The 20,725-nt window shown below is 27.0% G+C and carries 21 protein-coding genes; 12 read left to right on the top strand and 9 right to left on the bottom strand.

Annotated elements, in window-relative coordinates:
* Positions 1 to 29: 29 nt before the first annotated feature.
* Positions 30 to 1,364, bottom strand: coding sequence for an MATE family efflux transporter (locus tag H5J23_RS13200; protein WP_023051749.1), 1,335 nt, complete (start codon positions 1,362 to 1,364; stop codon positions 30 to 32).
* A gap of 191 nt (positions 1,365 to 1,555) precedes the next feature.
* Here H5J23_RS13200 and H5J23_RS13195 point away from each other — a divergent pair, with 191 nt between their 5' ends.
* Genes H5J23_RS13195 through H5J23_RS13175 form a run of 5 tightly spaced genes read left to right on the top strand, consistent with a single transcriptional unit; the run spans position 1,556 to position 7,755 of the window.
* On the top strand, positions 1,556 to 2,830 hold the full coding sequence (locus H5J23_RS13195; RefSeq protein ID WP_185892722.1) for an ABC transporter substrate-binding protein: 1,275 nt from the start codon (positions 1,556 to 1,558) through the stop codon (positions 2,828 to 2,830).
* Between the two features lie 24 nt (positions 2,831 to 2,854).
* Positions 2,855 to 4,153: an ABC transporter substrate-binding protein gene (locus H5J23_RS13190; RefSeq protein ID WP_023051747.1), complete on the top strand. Its 1,299-nt coding sequence runs from the start codon at positions 2,855 to 2,857 to the stop codon at positions 4,151 to 4,153.
* A gap of 9 nt (positions 4,154 to 4,162) precedes the next feature.
* Positions 4,163 to 5,863 (top strand): exopolygalacturonate lyase, encoded by a 1,701-nt coding sequence (locus H5J23_RS13185; RefSeq protein WP_185892720.1) that lies wholly within the window; start codon positions 4,163 to 4,165, stop codon positions 5,861 to 5,863.
* 11 nt (positions 5,864 to 5,874) lie between these two features.
* Positions 5,875 to 6,723: a sugar phosphate isomerase/epimerase gene (locus tag H5J23_RS13180; protein WP_185892718.1), complete on the top strand. Its 849-nt coding sequence runs from the start codon at positions 5,875 to 5,877 to the stop codon at positions 6,721 to 6,723.
* Between the two features lie 42 nt (positions 6,724 to 6,765).
* Complete coding sequence (locus tag H5J23_RS13175) at positions 6,766 to 7,755, top strand: hypothetical protein (protein WP_023051744.1); 990 nt, start codon at positions 6,766 to 6,768, stop codon at positions 7,753 to 7,755.
* A 58-nt stretch (positions 7,756 to 7,813) separates the two neighbouring features.
* On the opposite strand, the gene H5J23_RS13170 is transcribed toward H5J23_RS13175, so the two are convergent.
* Positions 7,814 to 8,188, bottom strand: a complete 375-nt coding sequence (locus H5J23_RS13170; RefSeq protein ID WP_023051743.1) for a hypothetical protein — start codon at positions 8,186 to 8,188, stop codon at positions 7,814 to 7,816.
* A gap of 58 nt (positions 8,189 to 8,246) precedes the next feature.
* Complete coding sequence (locus H5J23_RS13165; RefSeq protein WP_185892717.1) at positions 8,247 to 9,581, bottom strand: MATE family efflux transporter; 1,335 nt, start codon at positions 9,579 to 9,581, stop codon at positions 8,247 to 8,249.
* 117 nt (positions 9,582 to 9,698) lie between these two features.
* Here H5J23_RS13165 and H5J23_RS13160 point away from each other — a divergent pair, with 117 nt between their 5' ends.
* From H5J23_RS13160 to gltS, 3 genes are all read left to right on the top strand, one after another.
* Entirely contained in the window at positions 9,699 to 9,989 is a 291-nt protein-coding gene (locus H5J23_RS13160; protein WP_023051741.1) for a GNAT family N-acetyltransferase, read from the top strand.
* Between the two features lie 73 nt (positions 9,990 to 10,062).
* Positions 10,063 to 10,710, top strand: coding sequence for a diphthine--ammonia ligase (locus tag H5J23_RS13155; protein ID WP_185892715.1), 648 nt, complete (start codon positions 10,063 to 10,065; stop codon positions 10,708 to 10,710).
* A 161-nt stretch (positions 10,711 to 10,871) separates the two neighbouring features.
* The gene (gltS, locus tag H5J23_RS13150) at positions 10,872 to 12,068 is read left to right on the top strand and encodes a sodium/glutamate symporter (RefSeq protein ID WP_040406109.1); all 1,197 of its coding nucleotides are present in this window, start codon (positions 10,872 to 10,874) and stop codon (positions 12,066 to 12,068) included.
* Between the two features lie 40 nt (positions 12,069 to 12,108).
* On the opposite strand, the gene H5J23_RS13145 is transcribed toward gltS, so the two are convergent.
* Positions 12,109 to 12,504 (bottom strand): hypothetical protein, encoded by a 396-nt coding sequence (locus H5J23_RS13145; protein WP_023051738.1) that lies wholly within the window; start codon positions 12,502 to 12,504, stop codon positions 12,109 to 12,111.
* Between the two features lie 296 nt (positions 12,505 to 12,800).
* On the opposite strand from H5J23_RS13145, the gene ybaK reads away from it, so the two are divergent.
* Together ybaK and H5J23_RS13135 are read left to right on the top strand one after the other, a co-directional pair.
* Positions 12,801 to 13,274 carry a Cys-tRNA(Pro) deacylase gene (gene ybaK / locus H5J23_RS13140; protein ID WP_185892852.1) on the top strand — a complete coding sequence of 158 codons (474 nt, stop codon included), beginning with the start codon at positions 12,801 to 12,803 and terminating at the stop codon, positions 13,272 to 13,274.
* A gap of 20 nt (positions 13,275 to 13,294) precedes the next feature.
* Positions 13,295 to 14,323 carry an AEC family transporter gene (locus H5J23_RS13135; protein ID WP_185892713.1) on the top strand — a complete coding sequence of 343 codons (1,029 nt, stop codon included), beginning with the start codon at positions 13,295 to 13,297 and terminating at the stop codon, positions 14,321 to 14,323.
* Positions 14,324 to 14,328: 5 nt separating this feature from the next.
* Here H5J23_RS13135 and H5J23_RS13130 read toward each other — a convergent pair whose 3' ends face one another.
* Positions 14,329 to 15,636 (bottom strand): Na+/H+ antiporter NhaC family protein, encoded by a 1,308-nt coding sequence (locus tag H5J23_RS13130; protein WP_185892711.1) that lies wholly within the window; start codon positions 15,634 to 15,636, stop codon positions 14,329 to 14,331.
* A gap of 139 nt (positions 15,637 to 15,775) precedes the next feature.
* Between H5J23_RS13130 and H5J23_RS13125 the strand changes: the two genes are divergently transcribed.
* Positions 15,776 to 16,525: a YdcF family protein gene (locus H5J23_RS13125; protein ID WP_185892709.1), complete on the top strand. Its 750-nt coding sequence runs from the start codon at positions 15,776 to 15,778 to the stop codon at positions 16,523 to 16,525.
* 68 nt (positions 16,526 to 16,593) lie between these two features.
* Here the strand turns inward: H5J23_RS13125 and H5J23_RS13120 are convergent, their stop codons facing one another.
* The gene (locus tag H5J23_RS13120) at positions 16,594 to 17,697 is read right to left on the bottom strand and encodes a hypothetical protein (protein WP_185892707.1); all 1,104 of its coding nucleotides are present in this window, start codon (positions 17,695 to 17,697) and stop codon (positions 16,594 to 16,596) included.
* A gap of 158 nt (positions 17,698 to 17,855) precedes the next feature.
* On the opposite strand from H5J23_RS13120, the gene H5J23_RS13115 reads away from it, so the two are divergent.
* Complete coding sequence (locus H5J23_RS13115; protein WP_185892705.1) at positions 17,856 to 18,290, top strand: MarR family winged helix-turn-helix transcriptional regulator; 435 nt, start codon at positions 17,856 to 17,858, stop codon at positions 18,288 to 18,290.
* A gap of 210 nt (positions 18,291 to 18,500) precedes the next feature.
* On the opposite strand, the gene H5J23_RS13110 is transcribed toward H5J23_RS13115, so the two are convergent.
* Genes H5J23_RS13110 through H5J23_RS13100 form a run of 3 tightly spaced genes read right to left on the bottom strand, consistent with a single transcriptional unit; the run spans position 18,501 to position 20,679 of the window.
* Entirely contained in the window at positions 18,501 to 19,235 is a 735-nt protein-coding gene (locus H5J23_RS13110; protein WP_185892703.1) for a hypothetical protein, read from the bottom strand.
* Positions 19,236 to 20,210, bottom strand: a complete 975-nt coding sequence (locus H5J23_RS13105; RefSeq protein ID WP_185892701.1) for a hypothetical protein — start codon at positions 20,208 to 20,210, stop codon at positions 19,236 to 19,238.
* A complete protein-coding gene (locus H5J23_RS13100) occupies positions 20,194 to 20,679 on the bottom strand; it encodes a hypothetical protein (RefSeq protein WP_185892699.1) in 486 nt (161 codons plus the stop codon). Before H5J23_RS13100 ends, H5J23_RS13105 begins: the two co-directional genes overlap by 17 nt.
* Positions 20,680 to 20,725: the final 46 nt, after the last annotated feature.

Raw genomic sequence — 20,725 nt, 5'->3', positions numbered from 1 at the left:
AATAAAACCTACCTTAAATTTGGTAGGTTTTATACTTTTTTCTCCCAATCAACTCTTTTATATAAAACAAACGAAAACACTAGTGCAAAAAGATTACTAAACAACATAGAATACCATATTGAAAATTCATATAAAACTAATAAGTTTTCAAATATTAGTATAAAAGGAACCCTAAATATCCAAACCCTTCCAAAATGACAATACATTCCAAATTTAGTATGTCCCGTTCCTTGAAATACTGCTGCTAACGGTTGAAATATAGCCCAAGGAATTACACTTATCAACATAATTTTCAAATAATTTATTGAGTGTTTTTTTATTTCTATATCTTTAGTAAATATATCTATAACTGGATTTAAAATTAAAAATACAACAATCATTGATACCATTCCTACAAATAATCCGCAAACAATTCCAGTTCTTAGGACATTTTTTGCTTTTTTTATATTTTTTGCTCCAACATTCTGTCCCACTAAAATAGCTACTGCTGTTCCTATTCCATTTATTAATACATAAATTATATTGTTAATTCTGTTTCCTACACCGTAAGCTGCTAAAACTTCTGTTCCGTATTTAACAACAAAAATATTTATTATTATAAAACTTAATGAATTGGTAATAGTTGTAAGCGATGATGGAATTCCTAACTTCAATATTCTATAAAAAATATCTTTTTTAATTTTTAAAAATTCTAAACTTATCTCTCGCTTTAAATAAAGTTCATATGTACAGTACCCTCCTAATATTACATTTGCTATTAAGGTTGCAAATCCAATTCCATATAATCCTAATTTAAATTTATTTATAAATAAAGAATTTAAAAATATATTTAGAATAGTTGAAAATGCTATTAAATATAAAGGACTCATACTTTTTCCTTTTGAATTTTTTATTGTTATATATGTTGATACTAAAAAAGTCATTGGAATCGTTAAAAAAATAAATTTTATATACAAACTACTTTTTTCCAACAACTCTCCATCAGCTCCTGAAAATTTCAATATTTTCTCACAAAAAATAAATGATAATATTGTTATAAACAAAGATACCAATATATTTATACTCAATAGTTGACTATTTGTTTTTAGGATTTCTTTCTTATCTTTTTTTCCTACCAGCTGACTTATTATTACTCCTCCACCTACTGCAAACCCACTGCCTATTCCCACTATCATCTGGGTTATTGGACTTGTAAAAGATGAAGTAGCTAACTCTACTCCACCTACTTTTCCCATATAGTATGAATCGGCGAGATTATATAAGTTTTGTAAAAAATTTGATAATATTATTGGGCTAGCTAATAATATCAAATTTTTCACATCCTTTTTTTCTAAACTCCACCCTTCAACTTTCTCTTTTAACATGATAATACTCCGATTGATTCATTCTATTTTAGAACTTTTTATTTAAAAAAAACATAATAAAAATTTGACTTTTTCATTTTTTTAAGGTATGTTTTAATTGTAAATACATTTTAACTTGTATCCTAGAATGTTAACATACTAATAAACAAGTTTCAATGAGAAAATTTTTTATAATACGGGAGGTATATTTTATGGATTTCAAAAAATTACTTTTACTAAGTTCAGTTGTTGTAGGGATGTCCTATCCGACAATTTCTTTAGCTAATTCTAAAGTTGTGAATTTAAAAATGTCTTGGTGGGGTGGAGACGATAGACATAAAAAAACATTAGAGGCACTAAAACTTTTTGAAGAAAAATATCCTAATATTAAAGTTAAAGGAGAGTACGGTGGATGGAGCGGGTGGCAAGAAAAAGTTACCACTCAAATAATTGGAAATACTGCACCTGATGTTATGCAGATTAACTGGAACTGGATTGATCTTTTTTCAAAAGATGGAAATGGATTTTATGATTTAAATAAACTTTCAGACACTATTAATCTTGATAATTATAACTCTGATATACTTAATCAGTGTTCTGTTAATGGGAAGTTAAATGCTATTCCAATTGGAATGACTGGAAAGGTATTTTATATAAACGAAACTACGTATGCTAAAGCCGGCCTTTCAATTCCTAAAAACTTCAATGAAATGATTTCATCAGCTAAGATTATTAGAGAAAAATTAGGAAATGATTATTATGCTTTTGATACTGATGCTTATGGAGCTCTTCTTCTTATGCTTTATAAATTAGAACAAGAAACTGGAAAGCCATTTATCGTTAATAATAAAGTTGCTTATACAGAAGCAGAACTCGTTGAGGCTATTAATTTTTACAATAATCTAGTTGAACAAAACGCCCTACCATCATTAAAAGTTAGAGCTGCTGCTGGATTCATTCCTTTAGATCAACATCCAAGTTGGATTCAAGGTAAATATGCAGGAACATATGAATGGGATAGTTCCGCTCAAAAATGGCAAGATGCTCTTGAAGGAAATCAAAAATTAGTTTTAGCTGACTTTCCAACAGAATTTGGAGAAAATAAATCTGCATTCAATAAAGTTTCTATGGCTTTTGCTATTAAGAAAAATACAAAATACCCAAAAGAAGCTGCTACTTTAGTTGAATTTTTAACAACAGATCCTGAAGCTGTAAAAATTCTTGGAACTTCTAGAGGAATCCCTTCTAATTCTACTGCTGTTGAGGTATTAGAAAGTAATGGACAACTTACTGGTTTAGCTTTTGAAGCTAATAATGCTGTTAAAGATTTTGCTGGAAAAGGTATACACCCTCTTTTTGAACATAAAAAATTAAATACAGATCTAAGAGGTGCAATCGAAACTTTTGGATATGGTCAAGCAAATGCTGAACAAACAGCTAAATCAATCATATCTATTACTAATGAATTTTTATCTCAAAACCAATAAAAATATATTATAGGGAGAATATCTATGAGTTATAAAAAAGTCTTTTTTCTATCATTAACTGCATTATCTATTTTCACAGCATGTAACAAAGATAAAGAAAATATATCCTCTTCAACTCCAAGTAACCAAAATATAACATTAAGAGTTTCGTGGTGGGGTGGGGATGATAGGCACAAAAAAACTATAGAAGCTTTAAAACTTTTTGAAGAAAAATACCCTAATATAAAAATTAAATCAGAATATGGTGGATGGCAAGGATGGCAAGAAAAAATCACTACTCAAATGGCTGGTGATATGGCCGCTGATCTTATACAAATTAACTGGAACTGGATAAATATTTTTTCTAAAAATGGAGATGGTTTTTATAACCTAAATGATTTATCTACTACCCTTGATTTGAATCAATATGATAAAAATATTTTAGAACAATGTGTTATTAATAATAAATTAAATGCTATTCCTTATGGAGTTGCCGGAAGAGTCTTTCTGTACAATAAAACAACTTACGATAAAGTTGGCTTACCTCTTCCTAAAAGTTTCCAAGATATTGTTACTTCTACTCAGATAATGAAAGAGAAGCTTGGTCCTGATTACTTTGGATTTGAATCTGATTACTATGGTGCTCTTCTTCTTATGCTTTATAAACTAGAGCAAGAAACTGGAAAACCATTTATTGTCAATAATAAAGTGGCTTATAGTCAACAAGAGCTAAAAAATGCTGCTGATTTTTACTTAAATTTAGTTAATACTAAAACCATTCCTTCTTTAGAAGATCGAGCTGCCGCTGGAAATATTCAACTTGATCAACATCCATCTTGGATTGTTGGAAAATTTGGTGGAACTTATGAATGGGATAGCGCTTCTTTAAAATGGAGAGATTCTTTAGAAGAAGGACAAGAACTTGTTGTTGGTGAGTACCCAAAAGATTTCGGACTCCACAAATCTGGGTTTTCAAAAGTGTCTATGGCTTTTGCAATTAATAAAAATACTAAATATCCAAAAGAAACGGCCGAATTACTTAATTTTTTAATATCTGATCCTGAAGCTGTTAAAATTCTTGGAGTGTCTAGAGGAATTCCAGCTAATACTTCTGCTGTTACTACTTTAAAAGAAAATAACCTTTTGGATTCATTCATTTTAGAAGCTAACAATAAAGTTATTGATTTTGCTGGTAAAGGTATACATCCTCTATTTGAACATAAGCAGTTACATGTAGCTTTAAAAGATATTATAGATAAATTAGGTTATAAACAGCTTTCACCTGAAGATGCTTCTAATCAAATTATTAATGTAACAAATGAGTTTTTAAAAGAGAATAACTAGGGGGAATATATGAACAAAACCTTCAAACTTTCACTTTTTTTAGGGCTAACAACTTTAGCCCTAGGAAAAGTCGATTACACTGAAAATGATAAAGCTCGACTTGAAACTGTTAAAATTTTTTATAAAAATATAATTACTAATGGTCAAAGTAAGGTTAATCCAACACCACTTTTAGCTGACGGTATCAATACTATAACAGAAAAACCTGTCGAATGGATTTATCCCAACGGAGAAAAAGTTAAAATCTCTAACTTTGCAAACCAGCAAAATTTTTTAAGAACTCTAGTTATTTTATCTGAGGTTACAGGAGACTCACAATATAAAAATACTGCACTTAATACAACAAAATATTTTTTAGATAACTTTACTGATAAAAATGGACTTTACTATTGGGGAGGTCATAGATTTATCAACTTAGATACTCTTAAATTAGAGGGGCCTCAAGATAAAAATCAAGTTCACGAATTAAAAAATCATTTTCCATATTACGAATTCTTATATGAAGTAAATCCAATAAATACTAAAAATTATGTTACTGCTTTTTGGAATGGTCATGTTGAAGATTGGGAAACTTTAGATATGGGAAGACACGGAAGTTATAATAAAAAATTAGATACAAATATCTTTAAAAATAATACCCCAATAGATATTGTAATCACTGAAAATCTACCCATACTCCCAGAAACAAAAGGATTAACCTTTATCAATGCTGGTTCTGATTTAGTGTATTCAGCTTTTATTTTAAATAGTTTTGAAAATAATCCTGATATGACTAACTGGGCAAAAACACTTTTAAAACAATATGAACTTGCAAAAAATCCTAAAACTGGAGCTCCTGTATATCAATTTTCATCACCTAAGAAAAGAGAATGGCCACCTAAATCAGATTCTGATACTAACTCTAAATACGGTGATCGAGCCTATAGACAATTTGGACCAGAGTTTGGAGATATTGCAAAAGAAGGAAATGCATTATTTAAAGGAAATGCGAAGGCTATTGTAGTAGATAACGCCTTAATTTTAACTGAAATTTATAAAAAAACTGGTGATAAAGAACTTTTAAACTGGTCAATAAATACTCTTAAAAACTTCTATAAAATATCTTTTGATTATGAGACTGGCGAAATTAAACCTGTTTGGAATGATGGAACCGATTTAACTAACTATACTTTAATTAGAGACGGATATTATGGAAAAAAGGGGAGTAAATTAACAAAAACAAAGCCTGCCACTGAAGAATATGCTATCGCCCTTATCAGATCTTATGAAGTATCTAAAGATATTGATCTTTGGAATCTTGCTAGAGTAATGAGTGATAAAACTTTTTCTCTTGGTGATATTGGAACAACTAATGGTCAAAACATTAAATTAGATTTCAAAACTAAAAATTCGTCACCTTACGCATTACTACTAATGACTGATTTATATGAGATTACAAAAAATGATAGCTATTTAAAAATGGCAAAAGTTATTGGAGATAATATAGTTAATACTAAATTTAAAAATGGTTATTTTGTAGAAGATGCAAGATATTTAAACTCAAGAATTGATTCCCCCGAAGCTTTTGCTTTAGTAACTTTAGATGCAACTTTAAAAGGTAAATCTAATTCTATCCCAAAATACATTAGTAATGGGGGATATATCCACGGAGAACATATAGAAGGTGATTCCGTATACGATAAAAATGTAATTTATAAAAAAACAACTTAGGAGAAATACTTATGATTAAAATAGGAATTAGAGCTCACGACATGGGTAAGTACTCTTTAACAGACTTTCCAAAACTATTAAATACTATTAAAACTTTAGATGGTCAGTGCATACAATTGGCTCTTGGAAAATCTTTTATTGATTTTAATATTTCAAAAGAAAATTTAAATAGTGAGTTGTCTCAATATTTAAAAAATAATTTAGAAAATAAAGATATTAATCTATCCGTTTTAGGATGTTACATAAATATGGGAAATCCTGATGACAATATAAGACATCAGGAGATTGAAAAGTTTAAATATCATTTGGATTTCTCTAAAAACTTTCCTGGGTGTATCGTTGGAACTGAAACTGGTTGCTTAACTACAGACTATACATACACACCATTAAACGATACTCAGGAGGCTTTTGATATTTTTCTAGATACTCTAAAAAAAATAGTTAAACATGCTGAAAAAACTCAAACTTTAGTTGCTATAGAAGGAGTTTCAAAAGATATTATATCGACTCCTGAAAAAATGAAGCTAGCTTTAAAAACTATTGTATCTACTCATTTAAAAGTTATATTTGATCCTGTTAATTTTTTAAATATAACTAATTTTCACAACCAAAAGGAAATAATAGAAAAATCTTTCGAACTTTTTGCTGATAAAATTGCAATAATTCACTTAAAAGATTTTAAAGTAGAAAACAATATTTTTAAAATTGTTCCTATTGGACAAGGAAACTTTGATATAGATACTTTAATGAAATGTATCAAAAAATATAATTTAAAGATTGATATCTTATTGGAAAATTCCAATATTGAATCTGCAAAAAAATGCATTCATTTTGTAAAAAATTCATATAAAAATAGTTAAAACATTAAGCAATATTTATTAAAATAACAAGGGGGAGACAAAATGTCCAAAAAAATTATTTTATTATTAGCAAGTATTTTATCTGTAGGAACTTTTGCAGCAACAATTGAAATCGGTTTTGAAAATGAGCAATATGATGATAAAGGAACAAATAACTATAACAGAAGTGATGTATTTATGCCTTATATTAGTGGAAGCTTTAATCCACTAGATGGAACTAAATTGAAAATTGATTTTAAGTATATGTATCAAGATCAATATGGAAAAGAAAGAGCCGAAGGTACAAATGCTAGATTTAAAACTCAAAGAGATAGATTCGAAATGTTCGCAAGTGGTTATAGTTATAAAAATGGAGACTTTGCTTTTAATCCTAAAGTTGGTTTCAGATATGAGCAATGGTCTATAAATGATAACTCTTCAAGTAGCCAAACGAAAAGAAATCTTAGCCTAAGATTTTTTCCAGATATGAACTATAAAATAACTAGCACTACTAATCTTTATTTAAGTGGATTTACAGGACCACTATTTACTGAAACAAAACAAGAATCTAGAAAAGATTCAGGTTATAAAAAAGGAGATTTAGATACTAATTATTACTATGGTGATTGGTACCAAGAAGTTCAATTAATTGGAGTTAGACAAACTCTTCCTAATAAAGATTCTATCTGGGCATCACTTTACAACGAATATAAATATCTTGAACATTCAGCTGAATATATGCGTTGGCAACTAAGAGGTGGATATAACTGGGGAGCAACTGATAAGTTAGCTATCAATCCATTTATCAGATATGATTTACACTATGAAGAAAAAGGAAAAGAATCATCTTCTTTAAGTGGAAGCAACAATGGTAAGACAAGAGATAAAGACGAAACTAGAATCGGTACAACATTTAGCTATAAATTTGACCCTACATTGACATTAGTAGGAGAAGTTTACTGGCAATCAGCTAAAAATATCTCATTCGATGGAAAAAAATCTGATGATAAAGACAGAATGTTTTATAAACTTGGTTTAAGAAAAGCTTTTTAATTATTTTATAGAATTTAGTGATTAAAAAAGACCTCTTTATTAAAGAGGTCTCTTTTTATTAATGAATTATTTTTTTTCCATTTTCCTCTGGTTCTTTTCCAGATAAATGAACTATTTTGTTTACCGCTAATTCTGCATATTTATCTAATATTGCAGGTAAATCTGAATTTTCAATTAGCTCTATGTATGCTGGGTCCTCTTTTATTTTAGGAGCTACTCTATATTTTTTATCACCAATCATTTCTATTTCAAAATCACCATTAAACTCTCCATAAATAGGATCTAAACTAGGCTCAATCTCTTTTACCATATCAGCTACTATCATTGAAAATATTTTCTTAACATCTTCAGCTCCTTGAGCTTTAGACATTCTTACTTTATAATCTCCCCAATATTTATTTTCTACCTCTGAAAATGATTTTTTGTATGCCATTTTTTTACCTCCTCAACTCTTGTTTTTACAGGTTTATATTTTTATCTACGCTAACATGTCAACTCTTCCTTTTTTCTTTTATTTTTTTATATACAAATATAAAATATACTAAGAATAAAAAACCTGCGCTCCAATTTATAATTAAAATCCCTATCCAAATACCTTGAATACCTTGAAAAATTTTTATTAATATAGGAAAACACAATATAGGCATTAAGAATTGCCGATATATTCCAATTAAAATCGAAAATTTAGGAAATTTTAGACCTCTCAAAACCGCATCACATATATTTATTAAAATATATGAATTAAACGTAAATTTCTCTATTGAAAAATAACTTACTCCATATTCTACAACTTCTAAATCCTTAGTAAATACACTAAATAAATAAGGTAATAAATAACTTATACTTAGCATCCCGATAGTCATTATTACAAAACCATAAAACATCGTCTTAATAAAAACTTGCTTTATTCTATCAAATTTTTTTGCACCAAAACTTTGACCACTTATACTTAAAGCTGCACTATTTAAACCAATCGCTGGTAATAATATTAATTGTTCTATACGAGTTGATATTCCATATGATGCAATAGCTGAGCTCCCACCTACTTTTTGTATATAATGATTTATCACAAAAACTCCTACAGCTATCGTCATCATATTAAAACTTGCTGGCAATCCTTGATTTAAAATATCTTTAATATTTTTTATGCTTGGAATTTTTATGTTATAATTTTGTTTTAAAATTAAGGGAGATTTTTTTACCTTAAAATACAGATATACACTTCCTACTAACTGTATTAATACTGTAGCTATTGCTACACCATCTGTTGTTGTTTTTAAAACAAATATAAAAAATGGGTCCAATACTACATTAGCTAAAAATCCTATAATTAAAAAATTTCTATAAACTTTTGTATTACCTTGAGCTACTAATATTCCATTAAATATAGAATTTAAACAAAAGAATACAGCCCCTATAAATATCCATTTTGTATATTCCATTCCTAATAACAACTCTTTTTCTCCAGCTCTCATTAGTAAAAAAAGTTGTCTATTAAATTTAAGACCTATTACACTTATAAATAATCCTGTTAGGATTCCTATTAAGATTCCATCTTTTGCTAATTCTATTCCTTTATCCTTATCTTTTTCACCAATAGCATTTGAAATTAAAGCACTTAATCCCATTCCCATTCCAGACCCTAAAGAAATCAAAATAAAAAAAACAGGAAAAGATAATGACAAACCAGCTAAGGCTTTAACACTTATAAACCCTGTAAAATATGTATCAGTAATATTGAATAATGTATTAAATAAAAAACCAATACTAGAAGGTATCGCAATCTTCTTTATACATGTATTTAAATTTTCATTTACTAAATCCATCTTTACTCCTTTTCTCTTTTTATTTTTCTACTATTTTTCTAGATTTTTCCTTTTATTTTAAAAGATATCAACATTTTTTGAGTAAAATCAAATTATAATAACTTTAAGGAGGTTTTTATGAAAATTATACACGATGAAAAAAATTCAAAGTTTTATATAACTAATGGTGTAAATATAGAAATTGCAGAATTAACATACTCTATTAACTCTGCTGAAAAGACTCTTAAATTAAGTTCTACTTGGGTTGAGGAAGAATATCGTAATCAAAATTTAGCAACTACTTTAACAGAAAAATTTATAGAATTTGCTAAATTAAATAATTTAAAAATCATTCCAATCTGTTCTTTCGGAAAAGCTTATTTTAAAAGACATAATAATAAATACCAAGATATTATATTTTCAAAATAAATTTATCTTGTTTTTATCAATTTATTTTTTTATAATATTTATATAACGGATAAAATATTTTTGGAGGATTATTATGGGAATAAAAGTTGTCGTTTCTTTCAGCGGGGGAAAAGATAGTATGTTATCTTTACATAAAGCAATTTCATTAGGTTATGAACCAATTGCTCTTATGACAACAATAAATAAAAACAAGGGAGATTCTTGGTTTCATGATATCTCATCTGATCTTTTGAAACAAGTTTCATTAGCTATTAATATACCTTTGCTACTGGTTGAGTGTGATGGTGAAAATTATGAAAATACTTTTGAAATAGCTTTAAAAAATATGAAAAATTTAGGGGCTGAAGCATGTATTTTTGGCGATATTGATATTGCTCATCATAGAGAATGGGGAGAAATTAGATGCCAAAATACCAATCTTGAAGCTATTTTCCCTTTATGGCAAGGAGATCGTGAAGCTTTAGTTAAGGAATTTATAGAATTAGGATATAAAGCTATCATTAAAAAAGTTAATTTAAATAATATGAGTGCTGATTTTTTAGGAAAAACTTTAACTCATGAACTTTTAAAAGAAATAGAAAAAACTGGTTCTGATGTTTGTGGAGAAAATGGTGAATATCATACTTTTGTATACGATGGCCCAATTTTTTCTAAAGAGGTTTTATTACAAAATACAAAAAATATTATTAATGAAAATACTCTATTATTGAGCACTTATTAGACTTGTATATATAAAATGAATCGATTATACATATAATAAATAATTAATATACAGCATGAATATGCTGTATATTTTTTTTATATTTGTATATTTTATACACTCTGTGTACAATTATTAATATAAAAGTAAGTAAAAAAATCATTTTTTAGGAGGAAAAATTTATGTTCACACACACATTTAATATGGCAGAAACTTTAGCAATAGCAGTTTGTTTGTTATTAATTGGAAGATGGATCAAAGGAAAAGTATATTTCTTTGAAAAATTCTTTATACCGGCTCCCGTTATTGGAGGAGTTATATTTTCTATTGTTTCTCTAATTGGTTATAATATGCAACTTTTTGTTTTTGATTTTGATGGTTCATTAAAAAATCTTCTAATGGTAGCTTTTTTTACCACAATTGGATTTTTAGCAAGTTTAAAAATGTTAAAAAAGGGTGGTCTTCAAGTTTTTACTTTTTTACTTGTAGCAGTTATACTTGTTGTTATTCAAAACGTTGTTGGCGTTTCTTTAGCAAAAGTATTTAGTTTGAATCCTTTAATTGGAATCGCTGCTGGCTCTGTTCCTCTTACTGGAGGTCACGGAACTTCTGGAGCTTTTGGTCCTGTTCTTGAAGCTGCTGGTGCTACTGGTGCTATGTCTGTTGCAATCGCCTCAGCAACTTTTGGATTAGTTGCTGGATGTCTAATTGGTGGTCCTGTTGGAAAAAGACTTATGGCAAAACATAATTTAAAATCTCCTAGAGAAGTAGAGATGTTTCTTGATGGTAATGAAAATCCTTCTGATACAAAATTACTTTTAAATGAAGATTTATTATTCAGAGGTATTGTTTACATTGTTTTGGCCATGGGAATTGGTGGATTTATAACACCATTAGCTAAAAATTTAGGAATTGTTCTTCCTGTGTATATAGGTCCTATGATTGTTGCTGCAATTATAAGAAATATTGCTGATGGAGCTAAAATAGAAATCCCATTAAATGCAATTAATGTTGTTGGTAATATTGCATTACAACTTTTCTTAGCTATGGCATTGATGTCTATGAGACTTTGGGAGTTAGCTGCACTAGCTATTCCGCTTGTAGCAATTCTTTTAGCACAAAAAGTCGTTATGGCTTTATATGCATATTTTGTAACATTTAGAGTTATGGGAAAAGATTATGATGCTGCGGTTATGGCTGTGGGACATTGTGGATTCGGAATGGGAGCTACTCCAAATGCTATGGCTAATATGGAGTCTTTTACAGCTGCAAACGGTCCTTCTCCTACAGCGTTCTTTGCTCTACCATTAGTTGGATCTCTTTTCATAGATTTTGTTAACGCATCAATTATAACAGTCTTTGTTAATATGTTTTCTTAATAATAAAAGGAGAGTTTTTCAACTCTCCTTTTACTTATTTTTATTGATTTAATATTACCCTTGTTCCATCAGCCATTTCTAAAATTTGACTTCTTTGATCAGAATATATGACTCTAGCTCCTTGTCTTCTTCCTTGATTATATTGTTGATAATTTGGACTTGGATTTCCATAGAAATTTTGAGGTGCCCCTATATTTCCATATTTTCTATTGGCATTCTCTATTACAGCTTGCCTTTCATATCCTCTACGTATTTGAGTATCTAATCTTCTTAAATCTTGTTGATGTCTATATTCACTTTGGTTGTATTGCGATCCTAGAATTAAGGCAGATCCTGTTACTATAGCAGCCCTTGTTCCTCCATTTAATCCTCCCCACCAACTTGCATAGCTCAGTGAAGATAATAGAAGTAATAACATCAGTATCCCTTTTTTCATATATATATCACTCCTTAAATTTTGATAATATATTATAAATGGTTTTACAACAAAAAGCAACTTTTGTATATTTTTTACTTATTTTAGTTATATATATGTGATATAATTCAATGTATAAAAATTCGGTAGTGATGAATCTAATAAAGTGATTACAACACCACAGTCTATTTTTAGAACTAATTCATAAAATTGCCATATATGCTGTATGTAATAAATTCTTTCCAATTTAAGAGGTCTCTCTTATTTTTTTATACAACATATGTGGATATAAATTATAAGGAGTTTATAATATGGCTATAAAAAAAACTAATGCAATGAGAGAGCTCGATAAAGCTAAAATTAAATATGATATTTTTGAATACGATGTTGATGAAAATTATTTAGGCGCTGTCAGTGTTGCTTCAAAAACTGGAGCTGATATAACTAAGGTTTTCAAAACACTAGCTCTTACAAATGACAAAGATGAACTTTTCATTGTGTGTATTCCTGGAAGTGATGAAGTAGATTTAAAAAAAGTTGCTTCAATTGTTCAGTCTAAAAAAGTAGATATGCTTGAACTTAGTAAATTAAAAGAAAAAACAGGTTACATAAGAGGAGGTTGCTCTCCTATTGGGATAAAAAAAAGACACCTATCATTAATACATGAAAGTTGTCTAAAAAAAGATTTTATATTTATAAGTGGGGGACAAAGAGGACTACAAATTAAAATTAGTCCTAATGATTTAATTAATTTTCTTAATATGGAAGTTAAAAATCTTATTATTGAATAATTTTTCTGGGAGTGTAATTAATGAATACAACAAATACTATTATTTCTGTACTATCCGATAAAAATATTATTGGGGTTATGTCATCATCGATTTCTATTATGATTTTAGGTTTCTATCTAGGAAAGAGCAATAAACTAAAAAGCTCTTTCTCTATACCATTAGGAGAAATTATATTAACAATTTCTATTCCAGCTTTGTCTTTTAATGCTTTTATGAAAGATTTTGACAAAGAAACTTTTGTTAATGGGATAAACATATTAATCTGGAGTTTTTTAATTCATCTTTTTTTAATGGCCATTGGTAATATCTTCTACAAAAATTTAGATTTAGAAAAACAATTAACTTTAAAGATTATGTCTGTTTTTGGTGGAATTACTGTTTTTGGAATCCCAATAGCTCAAGCTTTATATGGCGATCTTGGAGTTATATATTCTTCAATTTTTTCCATACCGTACAGAGTTTTACTTTATTCTTATGGTTTTATTAAAATGTCTAGTATTAAAATGGATAAAAAAAATCTTAAATCTATGTTTTTAAATCCAGTTATTTTAGCAACTTTCATAGGTCTTTTCATTTGGGTGTTTCAAGAATATCTTCCCCAAGTAAGCATAAGTGGACAAAAATTTCCTATTTTAAGAATTGATAAAACAGCCTTTTGGATATATAAACCTTTGGCTTTTTTAGCAGGTTTATGTTCACCATTAGCATGGTTAGCTGCTGGATTAAAATTATCTGAATTACCTATTAAAGAATCTTTGAAAAATTCTATAGCTTGGCAATTTTCTATTATAAAAACTCTTTTAATTCCTTTTCTAGTGTTGATTATTATTTTAGGAGCTAACTTCTTTGGTATTCTTCAATTATCTAGTGTTAGTTTAGGAGTTATAACTATTATGATGGCTACTCCAACAGCATCTGTTGTCATTGCTTATTCTTTAAAGTATAATAAAGAGCCTTTAATAACATCGAGCTGTTCTCTTTTATCAACTATTTTTAGTTTGATTACAATACCCATTTTAATAGCTTTTTTACAAATTTTTAAATTTTAACTGAGTCATTGACTCAGTTTTTTTATTTTTAATATCATTACTATCATTGGTAAAATAAATAGATATAGCGAATAAGGTATTATTTTTACTGCAGAAATATCCAACATCAAAGCTGGTACAGTAATTGCTATATTCCATGGTATTAACGAACTTAACACAACACTACTATTTTCTATATCTAAAGCCAATAATTCCTTTGTAAATCCATTTTTTTTATAAATCTTTTTCATAATTTGAGAAGTCAATAGTATAGAAGTAGATTGACTACAACTAATAGCAGCTGTTAAAATTGCCACTACTATTGTATATAAATATATTTTCCATTCACTTTTTACAACTCCTATTTTTTCAGATACCAATTTTAATATTCCTAGTTTATCAACTATATTAACTAAACCACAAGAAAGTAAAGCCATAACCATAGCTGTTCCCATTGAAAATATTCCTCCTCCTCTTATTACATTATATAATTCATTTTCAATTGGAAGCTTAAATCCATAAATTAATACTTTAATAAAATTTCTATCTTCATAGTTTTGTAAAAACCATCCTATAATTAAACTTAAAAAAATACTTACTAACATTGTGTGCCTAATATTCTTTTTCAAAAGACACATTATTACTAAGTAAATCATCGGAATAAACACCAAAAAATCTAAATAAAAATTTTGATTCAACAAAGTTAAAATATTATTTTCTATAAATTTTGATTCAATATTCCTACCTAAATAAAAATACAAACTTAATGTTATTAAATATGGAAGGATTGAAGCTTTAAACATACCTTTAACATTGCTATATATCTCGGTTTCTGTCAAAATAGATACAAAGTTAGCACTAGATGACATTGGAGATCCTCTATCACCAAAATAAGCTCCAGATATTATGCTTCCTGCAACTATATAAATATCTAAACCACCCCCCCTAGCCAAAGATACCATAACTAATCCTATAGTTCCTACAGTTCCAAAAGAACTTCCTATTAAAAAAGAAAATAAAGAAGTTATTAAAAATGAAAATACATAAAAATAATTGGGATTTATAATTTTTATCCCATAGTATATTAAAGCTGGAATTGTTCCTGAGATAAACCAACTTGCCGAAAGAGCCCCTAAAAGAGCAAATATAAAAACTAGTAAATAAGATTTTTTAGTTCCGGCTATTGCTATATCTAGGGTGTTTTTTAGAGTTTTAAATTTTTTTACTGAAAAAATAAAAATCCCTAAAAAGATTAAAGATAAAATAATTAATAAAATTGATTGAACTTTAAAAGAATATAATATTGCTATTATAATAAAGATGGTATGTATCATTTTTATTTCTCCTCTTTATTTTATCTATTATCTTATATTTTTTTAAAAGTCAATACTCTTTTAAAATTTGTCCACTTATGTTGTAAAAAATAGTAAAATAATGGTAGAATTTGTATATATATTATTAGGAGGAATTTAAATGATTTTTAAAGTTTTGTTTAATTTAATTATTGTAATAAGTCTAGGAATTTATAAATATATTTTCCCCTCATCTTTTTTTATTAATATCTTACTTTTCGTCTATCTCTTTTTTATTATCTATCTCTTTTTTATTCTAAATGGTAATAAAATTTTTAAAGCTATTATTGAAACTTGCTTTACTATTGGAGTTACTCTTTTTATTATTAGCTTAGGAACTATTATCACAGATATACATAATTCAAAAAATTTAGAATTAAAAAATGATTATATCATTATTTTGGGAGCCGGATTACGAGGAGATAAACCTAAAAATGTTTTAAAATATCGATTAGATAAAGCTATTGATTATTACAAAAGATATCCTAATACTATATTTATTGTTTCTGGTGGTCAAGGAAAAGATGAAATTATTAGTGAAAGTAAAGCTATGAAAAATTATCTTCTTTCACATTCTATTCCTAAAAATAATATCATTGAGGAAAATAAATCTACAACAACCTTAGAAAATCTAATTTTTTCTCGTAAACTTATTCCAAATAATATAAAAAATATTGGCGTTATAAGCAATGATTTCCATATGTATAGAGTTAAATTTTTTGCAAATTCATTAAATTATAAAATAAATCCTATATATGCTAAAACTCCTTTAAAAAGCAAAGTCAGTTTATTTAGTCGAGAAGCTCTTGCTATTATATATTATAGTTTAAAAAATATATTATTAATTCAAAAGGAGCCTAACAAAAGTTAAGCTCCTTTCAAATTAGCACTTTCTATAAAAATTAAAATCCTTATTCAGATTTTAAGATTATAAGCTTTTTAAAATGTTGTTTTCATCGCTACATAAGCAAATGGTTGCCATCTCCAATCTGAAGCTGAATCTTGATTTACATTATCCCAGTTTCTATATTCTGCTCCAACTCCTACAGTAGTTACAAAATTTTCTGTTACTCTATAATCCGCTGATACAGCTAGTTGGCCATATAATTCATACGTATTTTTTGATTTTTTCATTACATATGAATTTTTATTACTATCAAATCCATATCTATCATACTGTCTAAATACATATGGGTCATATCCTCCTTCAAAATCTAGATTAATTCCATAATTATTTCCTGTATATAATTCAAAATGTCTACGTAAATAAAATTCCCATTCTACTACAAGTTCCTTATCCTCTTTATCATTTCCATTACTTCCTGTTATGATATCTTGGTTATAGAAGTAATAATCCAAATAAAGTGTACCATCCCATTTTATTCCTAATGGTAAATTTCCTGCATATTCTAAATCTGCTCCAATAGCATTAACATAGTTTCCACCATTAGAATTTGGGAATAGGTGATAGTACTTAGGAGCTAAAACTAATTTCTCTACAAAAGCTCCCTTATTTTTATATAAATCCATTCTTAATTGATATTCTAACTCTTGATCATCATTTTCTTGATTATAATATTCAATTCTAGAAGTTAACCAATTATTATGAGCATAATATAATCTCATTCTTGTTTCCGTTCCATCTTTAGCACTATTATCTTTAGATTCATCATCTCTTTCTAAATTATTATAGTCTCTTATTCTTCCTTCTAAAAGAATTTTTTCAGTTGCTTGAACACCAAAAGTTGTTTGCAATCTAGAATAGTTATTAGCTCCTCTATTCCATTCATCTTGAGCTATACTTGGGTCTACTGATGTATCTGAAAAGCTATTTTCCAAACCATCGCCATGTCCTTCAGTTTCACCATAACCTTTATACTCTATTCTTAAATAACCACTTGGTCTAAAAGCGGTTTCTTCCTTTATAATATTTACATCTTCCACTTCTACTATTTCCACTTTAGGATAATTAGCTAATTCTTTTCCTTGAGCCATTGTAGTTACAGCAAAAATTGCACTTAAATAAATCAGATTTTTTTTCATAATTCCCCTCCATTTATATTTTTTAATCCACCTGTTGTTATTTTAAAACTTTTTATCTTAAAATAATAGTTAGAATGGATAACCGTGAACTATTCACCCTTTCATTTTTATTTTAAATAGTTTATTATATATGTATAAATTACTAAAAGGGGTATATCATGAAAACACATGAGGGAGCGATTTATTTAATTTCTTCAATTAACAAAGAAATAGATTTTTTATTTAGTTATCTTTTATCAAATCTAGAAATAACAAAAATGGAAAGTGTTTATTTAAAGCTTATCTATCATAATCCTGGAATTAGCCAGTATGAAATCTCTAAGGAAACTAAAATAGAAAGATCTCTTGTTACTAAATACATTACAAATTTAGAGGATAAAGGATTAATTGAAAAAAGAAAAATTGATTCAAGAAAAAAAGGTTTATATCTTTTAAAAGATGGAATTTTAGCCATTAATTATATTGATTCTTTTCTTCCAAATATACAAGATAAATTTAAAGATTTATTTTCAGAGAATGAGATTGAAATTTTTTTAAATATATTAAAAAAATTTAAAAAACAATTAGAAATTATAAATAGTAAAAATTTATAATATACAAAAAGGTCATTAAATCAAAATTGATTTAATGACCTTTATTTTTTATACTATTAAATATCTTATGGCGCCCCCATGGACGCTCTACTAATCCACACACCTAATTATTTTTATTTAAAATCTAACTTTTAAATATTTTATTTTTTATTCTTTTATTTAATGATTCAATAACTCTTCTTAAATTTCTTATTAATATTTTCTATAATATTAATGTGTATATCTTAGCTCTATCAAAATTTCTATTTCATCTAGAACTTTTTTTAATCCTTCGTTATTCTCTAATTTTTTAAAATATTCAATAACTTGCTTAGCCATTAAATTATCATATTTTCTTGATAAAAATTGAGGAATTTGTCCATATTCTAATATGTCATCACAGACTGCATCTATTATTTTTTTTATTTTACTATTTAAAGAAAAAGTTGTTATATGCCTCGATCTATCATTTTCTATATATTTTGTTATATTTTCAGAGTCTTCACTAGTTATTACAACAAATTTTCTAGCATAAAGTGATAATTCAATATAATCTGAAATTTTATGTTTTAAAGGATTATACACTCCATTTTTTACTCTATAAATAGTTACACATTCATCATAGCATGATTTTATATTATTTTTATGTTCACAGTAAGAACACTCTTTTTTTGCTTTATCGTGTAATTCTTTATATCCTTCTCTAAATTTTTGTCTGTTTTTCGAAGAGTTACAAGTTGGACAAGAATAAACAATATTATATTTATAATTTACAAATTTTTCCTCAATAGCCTTATCTATATAATGTTCTTGATTAGCATTATGAGTTACTTTATCATAACAGTACATACAAAATCCACCTGTTAAAACTTTCAAAGCTTCTTTCACATCTTTATAATTTTCACCATACACATAATTTGTATAATCAATTTTACTAATATCAAAATCTATTAATTTAATGCCCACCTATTTTTTCCTTTCAGCTAATATTTTATTTCCAAAATTATACATAATTTTTACTTTATTTGATTTTTCTTTATATAGTTCTGCTGTTTTTAGTATTTTTTCAAGCCTCTCATAATTACTTGTTATTTTATTATTACGCAAATTATCAATTATATTTCCTATATTATATAATAATTTTTCAACTTCATCTATCTTTTCTTCATTAACTACATCAAAAATTTGTTCTCTTATTTCCTCTATTGTCTTAAAATCTTTTGTTTCAAAATATTGTATAACTTTGTCTGTGTTTATTTTTATAACCTTAGAGTCTTTTGTTCCTAATATAAGATCATAAGAATGTGTTGTTATAATAAATTTATATCTTGGAAAAAATTCTTCTAAAACTTTTAATAATTTTAAAGAATTTAAACAGTCTAAACTTTTGCTTACTTCATCTAAAAATATTACAAACCTTCTTTTATATTTTAGCTTTAATAAAAATAATTCTGTTACTATTCTTAAAATCGTTTGGTATCCAATAGAAATATCTTTTCCATCATTTAAATAAAAATTAATTCCTTCTATCTCTAACATTAAGTTATTATTTTCCATTACTAGTTTAATGTTAAAACAACTTAATATTTTTTCAACTTCTTTTCTTATCTTCTCTTCACTTAATAATTCCATAAATTTAATTCCTAAAGCTATTGCAACTGAATCCAATTCATATCTACCATAGGTATCGTAAGCTTTTGCTTCGTATACTTTATCTGTTTTTAATCTTTCTTCTGTAATTATATTAAACTCATACTCTTCATCTTTAATGGGTGTTTTTACTAACCTTAGTTTAAATGAGTGATTAATCACTCCTATATAATAAAAATTTTCACAATTTTCTAATATAGAATAGGCTAAAAATGATTTTCCTACACCATTATTTCCAGTTACTAAAAAATTTTCTTGTTCATTTAATATTTTCTCAACTATCAATTCCATTATTTTTTCCCTCTTCATTTTTCAAAAATTTTGTTAATGAAATCCCATATATATTTTTTATTCTCTTATAAACAGCTCTTCTATTTTCTTTTTCTTCGTTACTATATAAAATATTTAATCTTACACTTTTTTGAAAAATAGAATCGTTTTTTAATTTTATTTTATTCAATATTTTATACTTATCTTCTAGCTCTTCTAATATATAGTTATAATCCTTATTTTCTATTAATTGTCTGTATATTCCCACTAAGTATTTTCCTCCAGTCAAAAGAATATACTTATCAGAATAATAGCTTTTAAAAACTTTTATTTCAATTTCATTTTCTATTATTGAGTCCTCAAGTTTTTCATTTGAGATTTTTTGTTTAATATTTTTTAAGCTAACAATCTCTTTCTTTTGCAACAAGTCTATTAGTTCTAAATAAGTGTAACGTTTATTTACTACCTCTAAATAAGCTTTTTTTTCCATTCTTTCTTCCACCTCCCTATTTCCATATTATGCTCTACTGATTTTA

The sequence above is a fragment of the Cetobacterium sp. 2G large genome, from assembly GCF_014250655.1.
GTDB classification, from domain to species: domain Bacteria; phylum Fusobacteriota; class Fusobacteriia; order Fusobacteriales; family Fusobacteriaceae; genus Cetobacterium_A; species Cetobacterium_A somerae.
The sequence above is the reverse complement of the archived record's forward strand: the minus strand, read 5'-3'. Positions and strand labels throughout refer to the sequence as shown.

Excerpts from the sequence above, each read along its gene's own strand:
- H5J23_RS13125 (WP_185892709.1), top strand. The coding sequence starts at position 15,776 with ATGATTTTTAAAGTTTTGTTTAATTTAATTATTGTAATAAGTCTAGGA.
- H5J23_RS13145 (WP_023051738.1), bottom strand. The coding sequence starts at position 12,504 with ATGAAAAAAGGGATACTGATGTTATTACTTCTATTATCTTCACTGAGC.
- H5J23_RS13200 (WP_023051749.1), bottom strand. The coding sequence starts at position 1,364 with ATGTTAAAAGAGAAAGTTGAAGGGTGGAGTTTAGAAAAAAAGGATGTG.
- H5J23_RS13105 (WP_185892701.1), bottom strand. The coding sequence starts at position 20,210 with ATGGAATTGATAGTTGAGAAAATATTAAATGAACAAGAAAATTTTTTA.
- H5J23_RS13135 (WP_185892713.1), top strand. The coding sequence starts at position 13,295 with ATGAATACAACAAATACTATTATTTCTGTACTATCCGATAAAAATATT.
- gltS (WP_040406109.1), top strand. The coding sequence starts at position 10,872 with ATGTTCACACACACATTTAATATGGCAGAAACTTTAGCAATAGCAGTT.
- H5J23_RS13180 (WP_185892718.1), top strand. The coding sequence starts at position 5,875 with ATGATTAAAATAGGAATTAGAGCTCACGACATGGGTAAGTACTCTTTA.
- H5J23_RS13100 (WP_185892699.1), bottom strand. The coding sequence starts at position 20,679 with ATGGAAAAAAAAGCTTATTTAGAGGTAGTAAATAAACGTTACACTTAT.
- H5J23_RS13115 (WP_185892705.1), top strand. The coding sequence starts at position 17,856 with ATGAAAACACATGAGGGAGCGATTTATTTAATTTCTTCAATTAACAAA.
- H5J23_RS13160 (WP_023051741.1), top strand. The coding sequence starts at position 9,699 with ATGAAAATTATACACGATGAAAAAAATTCAAAGTTTTATATAACTAAT.
- H5J23_RS13170 (WP_023051743.1), bottom strand. The coding sequence starts at position 8,188 with ATGGCATACAAAAAATCATTTTCAGAGGTAGAAAATAAATATTGGGGA.
- H5J23_RS13195 (WP_185892722.1), top strand. The coding sequence starts at position 1,556 with ATGGATTTCAAAAAATTACTTTTACTAAGTTCAGTTGTTGTAGGGATG.
- H5J23_RS13165 (WP_185892717.1), bottom strand. The coding sequence starts at position 9,581 with ATGGATTTAGTAAATGAAAATTTAAATACATGTATAAAGAAGATTGCG.
- H5J23_RS13185 (WP_185892720.1), top strand. The coding sequence starts at position 4,163 with ATGAACAAAACCTTCAAACTTTCACTTTTTTTAGGGCTAACAACTTTA.
- H5J23_RS13130 (WP_185892711.1), bottom strand. The coding sequence starts at position 15,636 with ATGATACATACCATCTTTATTATAATAGCAATATTATATTCTTTTAAA.
- H5J23_RS13155 (WP_185892715.1), top strand. The coding sequence starts at position 10,063 with ATGGGAATAAAAGTTGTCGTTTCTTTCAGCGGGGGAAAAGATAGTATG.
- H5J23_RS13190 (WP_023051747.1), top strand. The coding sequence starts at position 2,855 with ATGAGTTATAAAAAAGTCTTTTTTCTATCATTAACTGCATTATCTATT.
- H5J23_RS13120 (WP_185892707.1), bottom strand. The coding sequence starts at position 17,697 with ATGAAAAAAAATCTGATTTATTTAAGTGCAATTTTTGCTGTAACTACA.
- H5J23_RS13175 (WP_023051744.1), top strand. The coding sequence starts at position 6,766 with ATGTCCAAAAAAATTATTTTATTATTAGCAAGTATTTTATCTGTAGGA.